The 14,989-nt window shown below is 64.8% G+C and carries 5 protein-coding genes and 1 pseudogene; 5 read left to right on the plus strand and 1 reads right to left on the minus strand.

Annotation, left to right across the window (positions count from 1 at the left end; translation table 11 throughout):
* Positions 1–172 precede the first annotated feature (172 nt).
* Positions 173–925: pseudogene (locus KF886_17615) on the plus strand (DUF5011 domain-containing protein).
* Positions 926–2,233: 1,308 nt separating this feature from the next.
* Here KF886_17615 and nagB read toward each other — a convergent pair.
* Positions 2,234–3,019: a glucosamine-6-phosphate deaminase gene (nagB, locus tag KF886_17620; GenBank protein ID MBX3179177.1), complete on the minus strand. Its 786-nt coding sequence runs from the start codon at positions 3,017–3,019 to the stop codon at positions 2,234–2,236.
* Between the two features lie 376 nt (positions 3,020–3,395).
* Between nagB and KF886_17625 the strand changes: the two genes are divergently transcribed.
* From KF886_17625 to KF886_17640, 4 genes are all read left to right on the plus strand, one after another.
* Positions 3,396–4,274, plus strand: coding sequence for a tetratricopeptide repeat protein (locus KF886_17625; GenBank protein MBX3179178.1), 879 nt, complete (start codon positions 3,396–3,398; stop codon positions 4,272–4,274).
* A gap of 366 nt (positions 4,275–4,640) precedes the next feature.
* The gene (locus tag KF886_17630) at positions 4,641–5,999 is read left to right on the plus strand and encodes a PDZ domain-containing protein (GenBank protein MBX3179179.1); all 1,359 of its coding nucleotides are present in this window, start codon (positions 4,641–4,643) and stop codon (positions 5,997–5,999) included.
* Positions 6,000–6,143: 144 nt separating this feature from the next.
* On the plus strand, positions 6,144–7,592 hold the full coding sequence (hisS, locus tag KF886_17635; GenBank protein ID MBX3179180.1) for a histidine--tRNA ligase: 1,449 nt from the start codon (positions 6,144–6,146) through the stop codon (positions 7,590–7,592).
* 345 nt (positions 7,593–7,937) lie between these two features.
* The gene (locus KF886_17640; protein ID MBX3179181.1) at positions 7,938–14,690 is read left to right on the plus strand and encodes a DUF5011 domain-containing protein; all 6,753 of its coding nucleotides are present in this window, start codon (positions 7,938–7,940) and stop codon (positions 14,688–14,690) included.
* The last annotated feature ends 299 nt before the right edge of the window (positions 14,691–14,989 follow it).

The following is a 14,989-nucleotide window of genomic DNA, read 5'->3' on the forward strand; positions in this document are numbered from 1 at the left end:
ACCCCGGGCGTTGCCCGGGGCTCGAAGCTGCCGTGCCCCTTCGGGGCGTTTTCTCAAGGCTTTGCCGATAGATGGCGCCGAATCTCGAACCCGCGCGCCGGCCACGTAACCTGTTTTGTATGAATGGATTACCGCGTGACTTTCCAATAAACTTGCTAAAAAAAACAAGAAAATGACGGATAGTAACACAATGCCATACGCCTCCCCTGGCGGCGGGCCGTTTCGCGCCGCCCTGGCGCTGGCCGCCGTGATGCTGGCCAGCGCGGCGGGGCTTGCGCGGGCCGCGGCCGCCCAGGGAGCGCACAATCCCGCCGGTGTGGTGATCAACCGCGAACACGATGGTCCCTACAAGGGTGGCCGCACGGCGTCGGTCACCGTCTTCATTGCGGCCGCGCAGTGGGATGGGATGACGGCCATGGGGCTCTACGAACGCGTTCCTTCGGGCTGGGCGCTGGTTGACCTCCAGACGATCGCCGGCCCCGCGCCGGCCGTCACGCCCGAACCGGGCTCCGGCGGCGTGCTTCAGTTCATCTGGATTACCCCGCCCCGCGCGCCGCTGGCGCTGCGCTATACCCTCCAGGTTCCCCCGCGCGATGCGGGTCCCAAGCCGTTTTCCGGGCAGGTGGAATACCGGCTGGACGCGGGCAAGCTGGTCTCGGGCGTGGCGCTGTCCCAGGCCGATGGCGTCGCGGACGCGCCGCCGGTGATTCAGTTGCGGGGGAGCGTGGAAATGGCGGTTGCGGCGGGGGGCGAATTCGTTGACCCCGGGGCCAGCGCAACGGACGCGGAGGACGGTGACCTCAGCGCGCGGGTGGAGCGTACCGGGCAGGTGGATACGGATACGCCGGGGGCCTACACGCTGGTCTACAACGTAGCCGACAGCGTGGGAAACCAGGCGGAACCGGTGGAGCGGGCCGTTCGCGTGACCCCGGAAGCGCCTTCCGGGAGTGGATCGGATGCCGGCGGAACGGCCCCACCCGGGCCGGGCGCGCCGGAGAGCTCCGGAGTGCGCCCCGCCGGAAGCCGCCCGCCGCTGCCCGAGGCGCCGCCGGATTCACCCGGGTATAGCGGTCCGCTGCCGGATATCGTGATCCCCGAGGATGCGGGGGACTATACGTTGCCAAGACAGGAAGGCTCAGCAGAGACCAGGCCGGCGAACGCGGCGGAGACGCCGGGCGTTGCCGGGTCCCCCACCGGCGCTTCCGGCGGGGCGTGGCGGGCCGGAGACGCGAGCGCGAGTACCGTGGCCGGCGCGAACGCCGGCGACCGCGCGGGCGGGGCGCGGGAAGGAACGCGGGCGATACCGGCGATCGTGGCCGCCTCCGTCGCCTTCGGGGTGGTGGTGCTTGTGGCTGCGGGTTGCTGGACGGCGCGCGCGGCATCGCGCAGGAGTCGAACGCGTTCATAAAATAGCTTTGGGTGTAGTTTCGGGTGGCCACAGCGAACGCAGGGTCAGCCGCTGGGCGCAACGAAAGAAATGATCACCACGAAGGGCCCAGGGCCGCCCCTGGCCGCAACCAAGAAAATGATCACCACGAAGGGCACGGAGGGCACGAAGAGAAATGGAGAAGGGCTTTAACCGCAGAGAACGAAGAGGGCGCATAGGGTGATTTTTTGTGTGCGGATGGTGTGGGTGGTTGAGTGGCGGCGCGAGTTTTTAACCACGAATGGACACCAATGCACACGAATGCTTTGGGAGCGGCGGCGATTAAGAATTGTGACCACGGATTCCACGGATGACACGGATAGAGAATGATGTCGGTTGTTGGTGTGTGCAGGCGGCTGCGTGCTCTTTCCAAGGTGGCCTGTTCGGATTGTTCAGCATCGGAATGGTAGCGGAGTTGATCGGATGGCGGGCTGTGCGATCTCATCTGGTTGGAGCGTCGCTTCAATCCGTGTCATCGGTGTAATCCGTGGTCAAGAAAAGAATACCAACCACGAAATTCACGGATAGGCCTAGGACTTCTCTCCGGAGATTCCGATTCGCAAATGCTTATACACCAGATGGTTATGGAGTAATTGGAACCTGCGGAAAAAACAAGAAGTTGACGGATAAGTAAAAAACGGATAGAGACAGGTTTTGGCGTTGGCGCGTTTTGACGGCCCGCGCGCCGCTTGCACAATGACACTACGGAATCGGGAGGGGGCTCGCACGTAATCCCGTTGTAAGGCCAACGCTGTGCGTTCGCCATCCTCCACGCTTAACCCTTGTGGGAGCGTGTTCTTGCCGCCTTTAGCGGTAGGGCTCCCACTCGGGTTCGTTCTGGAAGATCCAGTCGTAGTAGCCGCGGTTTTCGAGCTTTGCGGCGGCGGCTTCATCGCAGATGACGGTGCATCGGGGGTGCAGCTGGAGTGCGGTGGCGGAGATCATGGAGGTGATCGGCCCCTCGACGGCCTTCGAGAGGATATTCGCCTTGGCTTCGCCGGTCACGAGCATGATGCAGCGGCGGGAGTCGAGTATGGTGCCGACGCCCATGGTGATCGCGCGGCGGGGCATCTCTTCGGGGTTGTCGAAGAGGGGCGAATTCTGGGCGATGGTGCCGGGGGTGAGGGCCTTGCAGCGGGTGCGGCTTCGGAGGGCGGACAGGGGCTCGTTGAAGCCGATGTGGCCGGTGCTGCCGATCCCGAGCAACTGGAGGTCGATTCCGCCGGCGGCTTCGATGCGATCCTCGTAGTCCTGGCATTCCCGGTCGAGGTCGGGGGCGGCGCCATTGGGGAGGTGGGTCCGCTCGATGGGTATATTGATCCGGTTGAAGAGGTGGCGGTTCATATAGGTGCGGTAGGAGTTTGGGTTTTCCGGCGGAAGCCCGATGTACTCGTCGAGATTGAAGGTGGTGGCTTTGGAGAAATCCAGTTCGCCGGCCTCGAATTTCGCCGCGAGGAGCGCGTAGAGGCTTTCCATGGTGCGCCCGGTGGCCAGGCCCAGCACCAGCCGCGGGTTTGCGACGAGCGCGCTCCCGATCAGATCCGCGGCCAGGCGGGAGGCTTCTTCCTCGGTCCCTCGAATGATAACTTCCATCGGTGTCAACTCTCTCCCACGGCGGACGGCCGAAGCGCCGGAATCCGCCGCAACCGGACATGCTCCGCGAGCGGTGGGGCTTCCCCGGACTCCATTCGCCGGGCGGATTGCCATGCCGGGCCGCCCATCGAGGCGCGCGTCCGGCGGCGTGGCGCGGGCGCAACGGAACAGCTGGGAAACCCGGTACGGGAAGGCCCCCAGCATACCGGCTTCCGCGCTGGAATCGCAACTTTTCGGGCCTTGGGGCTTGCAAGATCGGCGCGTATAGCCGATAATTAGCGTGTAGACGGCGGCGTTGGGCCATACGCGGCCCGGCGCCGTCCGGGCGGCAGCAATACGAAGAAGGGCCGCGGATTTGCGGGTCCCCGGTGAACCTATGAAGCAACATCTACTGGTATGGCTGGCCGCGCTGATTGCGGTGGCGCTGGCGTCCGTCGTGTATATTTCGCGGCAGACGACCGCGCGCACGTCCGATGCACTTGCGAGCCCGGCGGCGGCGGTGGATCAGGCGCTGGCGCTGCTGGAGGTGGATCCCAATGCGCTCCGGGTGGCGACGCAGCGCGCTATCCGTGCGGCGTCGGTACTCGCGGAGGGGGGATCCGTCCCGGGGGCGAAGGGGGCCTTCTTGTTGGGGTACCAGTATATGCGCGAGCACAACTTCCACGCGGCGGAGGGGCAGTTCAAGAAGGCGATCGCGCTTGATCCGGCGTGGAGCTGGCCCTACGCCAATTTGGGGAACCTTCTGGGGCTCCACAGTTTCGGGCGGACGGCCGAGGCGATGGACGTGCTTCAGAAGAGCGTTTCGCTCGACCCCGAATGGGGGCGGCCCTACGGGATTATGGCGGTAATATTGCGCGCGGAGGGGAAGTTCGACGAGGCGCTGGTGCAGGCGGAGCTTGCGCTGAAGTACATGCCGGAGAATATCTCCCCGCTGAACAACTACGCGAATCTGTTGGTCGACCTGAAGCGCTTTGACGAGGCGGAGGTGTATTACCGCCGCGCGATCGAGAGCTTTCCCGAGCATCCGAAGCCCTATTACAACCTCGCGTGCCTTTACGCGCTCGTGGGCCGCAAGGCGGAATCGCTGGACAACCTCCAGGAGGCCTTCCGCCGTTCCGACGTGCTCCGCTACGAGGCCGTGGACGACGCCGATCTCGCCAACCTCCGGGGGGACCCGCTTTTCGAGTCCCTTGTCCACCGCGACCGCGCCGGCGACCGTCCGTCCGGCCACGACGCCGGGTTGGATTGGGAATAGGCGTAATTCTTTAGCCGTCTGAAGTAAGGCGTTCGCCGATACGAGATTCCTTACTTACACTGGATGTATTCGTCATTCCCGCGAAGGCGGGAATCCAGAGGGTTTCCGAGGTTAACGTTGCATGGTCTCTGGATCCCCACTTTCGTGGGGATGACGGTGCTCGATCACCGAGAGCCGCCACCGTTGGGTGCGACGAGGGCGACTACTTCAGACGGCTAAAGTGTTACGAATAGGCGAAGGCGGCGCGGGGGCCCCGGCGTCCCGAATTTCCGGCGACCGGGCGCAAGTTGCCGTCCGGTCCGGGAGTTTGTACACTACGTCGCATTGAGGAACGCGCCGGGTGGCGCGCCACGGCGGGACGGGACGATGAGTCAACGAATCACCAAACGCTGGATTGCGGGGGGCGCGGCCCTGGCCTTGGCCCTTTCGGGCTGTGAAACCCTGCCGGCCCCCGGCGCGCAGGCGGCGTACGAGGCGTACCGAAACGAAGGGGTCCGGCCGGCGTTCAACGTGGGTTTTAACTACAACGACGGTCTGGTCGTCGACAACGCGTTTGTGGCGTCCCAGTACTACGAGGGAACGGCCCGGGCGGGCCGGGCGGAGGTGGCGTTTCAGGCGGGTCTGAAGGAGCAGGCGGGGGCGCTCGCCGTGGAGATCGAGCAGCACCTTGCGCATGTCGAGCAGGCGCTCGGGCGCGACTATCCGCTGCCGGTGCGCGCGTATCTCCTCCGGCGCGATCGTATGCCGGGGACGATTGCGGGGAGCTTCCAGAAGACCAGCGAGGTCTTCCAGTTTCCCCTGTTCGCGGTGGACGGGGAGGAGTCCTTTGAGACGATCCGGTCGACGAATCCATTCTACCCGTACATGTTTGTGCACGAGCTCACGAAGCTGAGCCTGGTCGACCCGGCGCGCCCGCCGCTGGTGCTGGCGGATCAGAGAAGCAATCCGCTGGTGAAGATCGAGTACAACACGCGCTGGTTCCGGGAGGGGCTCGCGAACTACGCCGAGTATCTCGTGTATGAGCGCTTGCGCGCCCGCGCCGAAGCCGAGGGCGACCCGCTGGCCCTCTCGCCGTTTGAATCGTCCCACGTGTACCAGAAACCCCTCAGCGCGCTGGCGGCGCTTGGGCCCGCGGTGCTCGACTGGCCGGCCTTCGGCGAAACCGCCCGGGATCCCGATTACTTCAACGCGAGCCTGGGGCTGTTCCTGCTGGTTGAGGACCAGTTTGGCGAGGGGGCGGTGCGCCGGGTGCTGGATGAGCTGGAGACGGCCGAGTACGTGGATGGGACGGTAATCGAGACGGCGTTCAACCGGGCGCTGAACACGGACATCCGCCGGCTCGCCACCGACTTCGCGCTGCCCGCGCCGGGCGCCGAAACCAGCACGCTGACGCCGGCCACCGCGAAGAACTATGGCCTGCGCGCCGGCAGCGGGCTCTACGTGAACAATGTTGCCGAGGGGGGCCTCGCGAAGGCGGCGGGGCTCCAGCGCGGGGACGTTATCGTCCAGATCAACCGCCGTCCGGTCGCCAATACGCTTGACGCGGAACTCGCGATGCTGGAGGCGAAACGTCACGGAAACGTGTATTTCACGATTGACCGGATGGGCGAGCGGCAGACGCTGGGCACGCGCTTTAACGTGCCGGCGGCGCCGGGAACGGGGCAGAGCGGCGTCGGGCCCGGCCTCGTCACCGGCGATGTTCTGGGGTTCAGCGGCACGGAGTAACCGGGCCGCATTGACCCATTTTCCAGCCCTTTGCTAGACTTCGTGCCGTTGTGTGGGCGCTATTTGTGGGGCGGCCCCGTATTCTCGCAATCATCCGGACGCCGCCGCGCGCGCCGGCACACCCCGAGTGGAAGGACCGTGGACATGGCTGGGAAGACTCCCCTGGTGAAGGCGCAGACGTTGAAGGGGTTTCAGGATTTTCTCCCGGCCGGCGCGATGATGCGCGCGGGGGCCATGCGGCGGATCGAGGCGATTTTCCAGCAATATGGCTTCTCCCCCGTGGAAACGCCCGCGCTCGAATACCTCGACGTGCTGCTCGGCGCCGGGGGCGAGGAGACCAACAAGGAGCTATTCCGCCTCGAAAGCCCCGAGGGCGAGCCGATCGCGTTGCGCTTCGACCTCACGGTGCCGTTTGCGCGGCTGCTCGCGCAGTACCCCGACCAGATCAAGGCGCCCTTCCGCCGCTACGCGATGGGGCCGGTCTGGCGCGCCGACAAGCCGGGCCCGGGGCGCTTCCGGCAGTTCACGCAGGTGGATATCGACGCCGCCGGAGCCGCCACGGTCGCCGTGGACGCCGAGATCATCGCCGTGATGTGCGCGGTAATGGATGCCCTGGGCGCGCCCGAGTACCTGGTATTGATCAATAACCGGAAGCTCATCGACGCGCTCCTCGAGGATTGCGGCATCGTGGAGAGCGGTCGCCAGAAGCATGTGCTGCGCGTGATCGACAAGCTCGGCAAGGTGGGCGTTGAGAACGTGCGGCTTGAGCTGGGCGGCGGGCGCATCGACGATTCCGGCGACCCCATTCCCGGGGTACAGCTCCCGCCTGAGACGATAGAGCGGATACTCGGGTTTGTCGCTATCGGCGGCAATACGCGCGCGGCGGTGGTGGCCGGGATGCGCGCGGCGCTCTCCGGCAGCGCGCTGGCCACCGAGGGGCTGGCCGAAATGGAAGAGCTCGCGGAGTCGCTCGACGCCCTGGGCGTTGCGGACGCGCACACGCGGTTCGACCCGAGCCTGGCGCGTGGGCTGGATTACTATACCGGCCCGGTGTTCGAGATGATCTTGCCGGGGGCGCCGGAATTCGGCACGGTGATGGGCGGCGGGCGCTACAACCAGCTCGTCGAGCGGTTCATGCACCAGGCGATCCCCTGCACGGGCATGTCCGTCGGCCTCGATCGCCTGCTGGCCGCCCTGGGCCGGCTGGACCTCGTGCAGGCCCCCTCAACGCCGGTCGAGGCGCTTGTCGTGACGATGGGGAACGTGCCGAAGGCCGAGACCCTGCGGGTCGCCCAGGAGCTCCGCCTTGCCGGCATACGTACCGAGACGTTCTTCGCGAGCAAGAAGAAAATGCAGATGGGCAACCAGCTGAGCCACGCGGACCACTACGGGATCCCGGTTGCGGTTATCATTGGGGAAGACGAGATCGCGCGGGGTGTCGTGTCCGTCAAGGATCTTGAGGCGGGGAAGGCGGGCCGGGAAGGGATCGACGATCGGGACGCGTACCGCGAGGCGGGCAAGACCGGGCAGGTGACGGTGCCGCGTACCACGATGGTGGCGACGGTACTGGCGTGTCTTGGGCGCACGGGTTGAAGGCGGTCGGGAAAAAGTTGATCTGTCCAACCGTATCCGCGAAGAATACAGGGCGCCGGTAAACGCAGGTTCACGCGGGAACGCGCGCGAAAAGCGTTTTTCCGGGCGAAGATCGGTTGTTTTTGTCAGTTTGCGTCGCTGGCTGTTAAGAAAACACTTGCGGTGAAGCGCCTTAACGTATATGCTGGTCAGAGTACGGAGAGCTATACATTGAGCGGGCCAGGGACTGCACATGCAGGAATCGGTACAAGATTTCCTGTAAGATGTGTCGGGCTGAGTGGCGGCAATGACGGCGTGCTTCACATTGGGAACGGATCAAATCTGGCAACGGTGTAAGGTGTAAACATGTACAGACTACTTAGTGAGAGAACTCTCGGGGCAAGATTCTGGACGGCTGCTATTCTTGGATCGTTCGCCTGCACCGGCGCCATAGCGTATGCGGAGACGTTCACCGTCAACTTTCTCTCCGTCGTAGAGGTGGGGAATGACGATTGGGCGGATGACCCGGATGCGCGGCCTGGCGACGGGATCGCGGAGCGGGTGGTGGGATCCGGCGAGGTAACGTTGCGATCCGCCATCGAGGAAGCCAACGCCCTGCCGGGGCACGACATCATCTTGCTGCCCGGCGGCATGTCGACGAAGCACTACACCCACTACCCGCCACTGACGGATCCGGCGGGTGTGACGATCATGTCAATCGGCGAGGGGCGGTTCACGGTGGATGGAACGAGCGCCGGGGATCGGATCTCGGGCTATGCGAGCCTTCTGAACAGTGCGTTTGCGGCCTTGGATGTGTCTCCCACGGACGACCGATTGAGCATTTCCGAGGCGCGGGGGATCTTCAGCGAAAACCCGGATGGCGTGGCGGACCTCTTCGAAAACCAGCGCTTTGAGCGGGGCCTTAGCGACGAAGACTTCTCGGATCTGGACTTGAATGGAGATGGCTTTCTGACGGCGGAGGAATTGCAGGATGTGAACCCCCGGGAAGGCGGGTTTGTGATTGCGAGCCCGAACAACAAGATCATCAATGTAGCCTTTGCGAACCTACCGGGTGTTGCGATTGAACTCCGGGGCCCCACCGCAAGCAACAATATTATCCAAGGCTGCTATATCGGAACCAATGGTTCGAGCGACGCGAACAACGACGAGCACGGCATTCTGATCACGGGCGGCGCGCACAGCAATTTGATAGGCGGGACAACGGAGGAGGCGCGCAACATCATCTCGGGCAACGGCGACTCCGATGTGGACGCCAACATGGTGGCCAAAGACTACGGGCACGGGATCCTGATCACGGGCGCCGGCACCACCAACAATACGATCATTGGAAACTATATCGGCACGGATGAAACCGGCGAAACGGCGGTTCCCAACGCCTTCAGCGGAATCGCCATCATCAATGGAGCGCACGGAAACATCATCGGCGGGCCGGGCGAGGGTGAGCGGAACATTATCTCGGGCAACGGGATGACCAGCGATGGTTGCGACGACAATTGCGGGTACGGGTTCTATTCGCTTTACGGCCACGGCATTTTTATCGCCAATTCGGCCAACAATCGAATCCAGGGCAACTGGATCGGCGTGAACAGCGCGGGCGAACGGCTGGGCAATTATGTTACCGGCATCCGGATTATTAATTCGGTCAATGATCTTATCGGCGGGCCGACACCCGAGGAGGGGAATGTGATTGCCGGGCACAACGTCTCGGGAATTCGAAACTGGAGCCCCGGCGGGGTGCGGCTTTTAGTTACGACAGCGACGCGGCTCCAAAACAACGTCATCGGTCTCCTGCCAGACGGCGAATCCTTTGGCGGCAATTACCGGGGCCTGCTCGCGGACTTCTGCCTGGACCTCGAAGTCGGCGCGCCCGGCGCCGGCAATGTGATTTCCGGCAACGGTACGCGCGGCATGACAATCATTGACAGCGCGGGCGCGCTCATTCAGGGCAATTTCATCGGGACCGACGTGACGGGGTCCACGGCGATTCCCAATGACGATTCCGGCCTTCAGATTATCGGAAACTTCTTCGGCGTGGACCGGAATCTCGTCGGCGGCTCGGGGGCGGGAGAAGGCAACGTTATCTCAGGCAATTTCGATGATGGCATCATCCTGCTGGACGCCTCGGGGGTGGATATCGAAGGAAACCATATCGGCGTGAGCGCGTCGGGCACGCAGGCTGTGCCCAACTCCGTGATCGGCATCCTGGTGAATTCCGGGTCTCGGGATATACGTATTGGTGGAAGCGGCGCTGGCCAGGGTAATGTTATATCGGCGAACGAGTGGGACGGCATTCGAATTGCGCGCAGCGTCATAGGATCGGCCACGCGGGATATCATCGTGCAGGGCAACCGGATCGGGGTGGCGGCGACGGGGACCGCGGCGCTGCCGAACCGCCTTAACGGCATAACGCTGCTTGAGGGCGCGATCGACAATATCATCGGTGGCGTTGGGCCGGGGGAAGGCAACATCATCGCGTTCAGCGGCGTTGGATTCACGGATGACACGGGCCAGAGCGGCTTCGGGGTTCGAATCAAGGGCGGTAGCCAGCGCACCACGGAGCGGAACACGGTGCGCGGCAACTCGATTTTCAGCAACCGTGAGAAGGGGATCGTCCTCCAGAAGGAAGCGCTTCCCGGCGCGACTCCCGTGAACAATGACATCGCCCCGCCGGTTATCAATTCCATCGGCCCGGTAATCGGGACGGGCCCGGCGAATTCGTTTATTGACCTGTATGGCGACAATGCGGACGAAGGGAGGCTGTATCTGGGTACGGGCGTCTCGGACGGCGCCGGCAACTTCTCGTTTGACCTCGATCTTTCCGCTGTCGCCGCGGCCAATCTCAGCCACATAACGGCGACGGCAACCGACAGCGACGGCAACACGTCCGAATTCTCGGCGCCGATGGTAGTCGCTCCACCCTCGATCGTCACCCCCCCATCGGCGTTGCGCGTTGCGGAAGGCGATCCATTCAGCCTCACAATCGAGGCGGCCGGGTCCGAGCTGCTGGTCTACACCTGGGAGTACGTGGAGGACGGCAGTGACTTTGTTCCAGTGGCCGACGACGGTGTATTCAGCGGATCGAATACGAATCAGCTCCAGAACAACGGCGCAAGAATCGAAGACGGAGGAATCTACCGTTGCGTCGTGACCAACGCCGTTGGAACGGTGTCCACCACGCCGGTAATCGTGGAGGTCATTCCGCTGAACACCGACGTATCCACGGTATCGACGCTGCAGGATGTTGTGGACGGCAACACCATGTCGCCGGCGCACCTGATTGCGAATCCCGGCGCGGACGGCGCGATATCGCTTCGGGAAGCGATCATCGCGGCGAACAACCGGGCGGGCGCGGACACGATCAACTTCGGCGTGACGGGAACGATCCTGCTTAGCGGCGGCCTGCCGAACCTGGCCGATGGCGAGACGACCATCAATGGCGGGGGGCAGATCACCCTGGACGGCAACAGCCTGGCCGGCTCGATCGCGGGTCTCCGGATCGTCTCGGCGGACAACGTGGTCCGCGGGCTGGCGATAGTTCGGTTCCCGGGCAGCGGCGTCGAGATTGACGGCGCTGCGGCCACGGGCAACCTGATCGCGGATTGCTTCATCGGCACCAACGGCCAGGCGCCGCTGGGGAACAACAACCACGGCGTCCTGATCCAGAATGGCGCCTCGGATAACCTCGTTGGCGGGGCGGACGCGGGCGACCGGAACATACTTTCCGGGAACATCCGCAGCGGCGTCTTCCTGACGGGAACCGGGACGTCGGGCAACCGAATTCTCGGCAACTACATCGGTCTTGACAGCGCGGGCGTTGCGGCGGTCGCGAATGGCGCCACCGGCGTCAGCCTGGTGGCCGGCGCCAGCGACAACGCGGTTGGCGGCGTCGAGGAAGGCGAAGGCAACGTCATCTCGTCGAACATCACGACGGGCGTGTTCGTTTCGGGCGCCGGTACGTCGGGCAACCTGATCGCCGCGAACCTTATCGGCCTGGACGCGAATGGCGCCGGGAGCCTGGGCAACGTGCGCAACGGCGTGGCCATCCTGGACGGCGCGACGGACACGACGGTCGGCGGCGACGATCCGCTGGCGGCGAACACGATCAGCGGCAACGGCAACGCCGGCGTTCTGGTCGATGGCGCGGCGAGCCTCCGGAATACGGTGCGCCTCAACAGCATACACGGGAATTTCGCCACGGGCATCGCGCTGACGTCGGGTGCGAACGCGGACATCGCCGCGCCTGAAATCACGATGCTCGGATCGGTGATCGGCACGGCCGCGCCGGGCGCCACGGTGGATATTTACGCAAGCGAGGACGGCCAGGGCCGCCTCTACCTGGATACGGTTGCCGCCGATGGCGACGGGGCATTCTTCAGCGCGATTGATCTGGCTGAAGTGGTTGGCCTCAATGTGACCGCCACGGCGACGGACGCGGACGGCAATACGTCCGCCTTCAGCCCGGCTGTCTTTGTGGATCTTGCTCCGCCCGTCCTGACGCTGAACGGATCCGCGGAAGTTACCGCGCAATGCGGCTCCCCCTATACCGACGCGGGAGTAACGGCGATCGACGATGTGGATGGCGATCTCTCCGGCCAGGTGGTTGTGACGGTCACGCGGAACGGCGTCGCGGTTTCCTCGGTCGACACGTCCGTGCTCGGCGTCTACACCCTGGTTTACGAAGTGTCGGACAGCGGCGGCCAGGCCGCGGTTCCGGTCACGCGGACGGTGACCGTTGTGGATACGGCGGCGCCGGTCATCACGCTCAACGGCAGCGCGAGCGTCACGGTAGAGTGCAACACGGGCTTCACGGACCCCGGCGCCACCGCGATCGACGCGTGCGAAGGTAGTGTGGCTGTATCGGTGGCCGGTGTGGTCGACGTGACTACCCCGGGCGTATACCCGATTGTGTACTCCGCATCCGATGGGCAGGGCAATACCGCGACGCCGGTCACGCGAACCGTCACCGTGCGCGATACGGCGGCGCCGGTTATCACGCTGAACGGGGCGGCTTCCGTCACGATCGAGTGCGGTACGCCGTACCTGGATCCGGGCGCCACCGCGACGGATGCGTGCGACACGGCGGTTGAAGTTGTGGTTGACAACCCGGTCGAGCCGGGCGTTGCGGGCCTCTATACCGTGCTGTACGACGCGGTGGACGCGTCGGGCAACCGCGCGACCCAGGCCTTCCGCGTTGTTGAAGTGGTGGATACGCGCGCGCCGGTAATCCAATTGCTTGGCGCGGCCGACCTCACGGTCGAGTGCGGCGTACCCTTTGTCGATCCGGGCGTTGTGGTGACCGACGCCTGCGATGGCGGGCTACCCGCGATAGTTTCCGGCGGTGTGAACACCGATGTGCCGGGCAACTATACGGTTGTTTACTCCGCCAGCGACAGCGCCGGCAACGCCGCGGAGAGCGTAACGCGTATCGTGCGCGTGGCGGACAACGCCGTGCCGGAGATTCTGCTTAACGGCCCGGCCACGGTGAACGTGCCGTGCGGCGGCGTTTATGAAGAGCTGGGCGCCACCGCGATAGACGGCTGCGAAGGCAACCTGACGGACGAGATCGCCATCGGCGGGTCCGTCAACACGGGCGTTGCGGGCCGCTACACCATTACCTACGACGTGCAGGACAGCCGCGGGAACGTTGCGGCGCGGCGCACGCGCACGGTGATAGTGGCCACGTGCCCGGCGCCGTGTGAGGATCAGTGCGCGACCGACCCGGCCAACCAGGTGGATGAAGACGGCGACGGGCTCTCGGCCTGCGTCGAGGCCTGCCTGGGCACGGACGACACCCTGATCGACACCGACGGCGATGGGGTGCCGGATAATGTGGAAGTGGCGACCGGCACCGACCCGACCGTTCCGGATTCCGATCTGGATCTGGATGGCGACGGGCTGACGCAGCTTGAGGAGTTCATCTTCGATTCGGATCCGCTGGATCCGAACAGCCCGGCGGTATCCTTCTTCGTGGCTCCGAACGGGGCCAACCTGGAGGCGGGCGGCGACTCGGGCGCGCCGTGGGCGACGATCGCCTACGCGATCGAGCAGGCCAACCCGTCGGTCGCGAATCCGGTGCGCATCGTGCTGGCCGACGGCAACTATCCGGAGGATGTGGAGCTTGTGCCGGGCGTTACGCTGGTCGGCGCGGTGGGCAGCCTGCCGCGCATCGAAGGCGCCGTCTTCGGCGCGGACAACAGCGCGCTGATCAATGTCGAGCTGGCGGCCTTCACCAGCGACGACGTGTTGCTGGTCATTGACAATGTGGCGATGTCCGTGGAGAACGTGGTTTTCCGCGGATCGGCGGCGCGCCCCGCGGCGGGTATCCTGGCGATTGGCGCCCGCGCCCGCGGCAGCATGATCGACGGCTGCCTGTTCACGAGCCTTTCCATCGGGATTGACGTGGAGGGCGGGCTGCCGGCCATCCGCCGCTGCACCTTCGAGAATACGTCCATCGCGGGCGTGTTCCTGCGGAGTTCGGCGTCGATCGCCTCCGGGGTTTCGCTGGGCAACGCCAACGATCCATCGACCGGATCCAACCTGTTCAGCGGCGTGACGGAAGGCCGCGCGGTAATCAACGACACCAACACGCTGCTGCTCGCGCAGCAGAACGACTGGGGCGCCGCCGATGTCAACTTCATCGAGCAAAACCTGGTCCGCGGACGGGTCGAAGTGTCGCCGGTGCTTGCGCCGGGAACGGCAGTGAATACCGGCAGCCTGTATGTCACGGTGTGGACCGCCGCGACGCAGTCCCGGATCTCCACGGCCACCGTGGTGGTGACGGGTTCCGGGGGCGCGTCGGTCACGATACCGCTGGCGCGCAACGGCGTCTACGCCGTGCCGGTGTTGCGTTCCGGGACCTATACCCTTGCGGTGAGCGCGCCGCTCTTCGAGGCCAGGACGCAGACGATAACGCTGGAGCCCGGCGAATTGGGATCGCGCATTGTGGCGCTCAGCGCTTCGGCCGTGAAGCCGGGCGGGCCGAGTTGCAGCGCGGCGTCGGGAAGCCTTGGCGCTTTCGGATGGATGGATGGCCTGCTGGCGGCGCTCATGCTCGCGCTGCTGCTGTGGCTGCCCGTTCGGAGGAGCGCCCGCGGCTGAGGCCCGCAGATCAGTTGTAGTGTCCAAAGCGGAGCATGGGCGCCATGCTCCGCTTTGTTCTTATATTGGAGTGCACGAGCACGAATTTGTATAGTCGGGTATAATCCATCCGGGTAGTAACTACCCCGCCCGCACGGGAGTCTGCACTGAACCGAGGCTTGCGCAGGTGCGCCTGGCCCGGAACATTGCTCCGGACGGCCCGGGCTTTGCTCTTTTTTGAGCGGGGCGGGCGCGCCGGGGCCGCGTGGAATAGCGCGCGCCCCGGGCCACAGGGTGTGCGCCGGGCGAACCGGCACGAG

The organism is Candidatus Hydrogenedentota bacterium (genome assembly GCA_019637335.1).
Classification (GTDB): domain Bacteria; phylum Hydrogenedentota; class Hydrogenedentia; order Hydrogenedentales; family JAEUWI01; genus JAEUWI01.

Coding starts and splice junctions, on each gene's coding strand:
- nagB (MBX3179177.1), bottom strand. CDS start 3,019: ATGGAAGTTATCATTCGAGGGACCGAGGAAGAAGCCTCCCGCCTGGCC.
- KF886_17625 (MBX3179178.1), top strand. CDS start 3,396: ATGAAGCAACATCTACTGGTATGGCTGGCCGCGCTGATTGCGGTGGCG.
- KF886_17630 (MBX3179179.1), top strand. CDS start 4,641: ATGAGTCAACGAATCACCAAACGCTGGATTGCGGGGGGCGCGGCCCTG.
- hisS (MBX3179180.1), top strand. CDS start 6,144: ATGGCTGGGAAGACTCCCCTGGTGAAGGCGCAGACGTTGAAGGGGTTT.
- KF886_17640 (MBX3179181.1), top strand. CDS start 7,938: ATGTACAGACTACTTAGTGAGAGAACTCTCGGGGCAAGATTCTGGACG.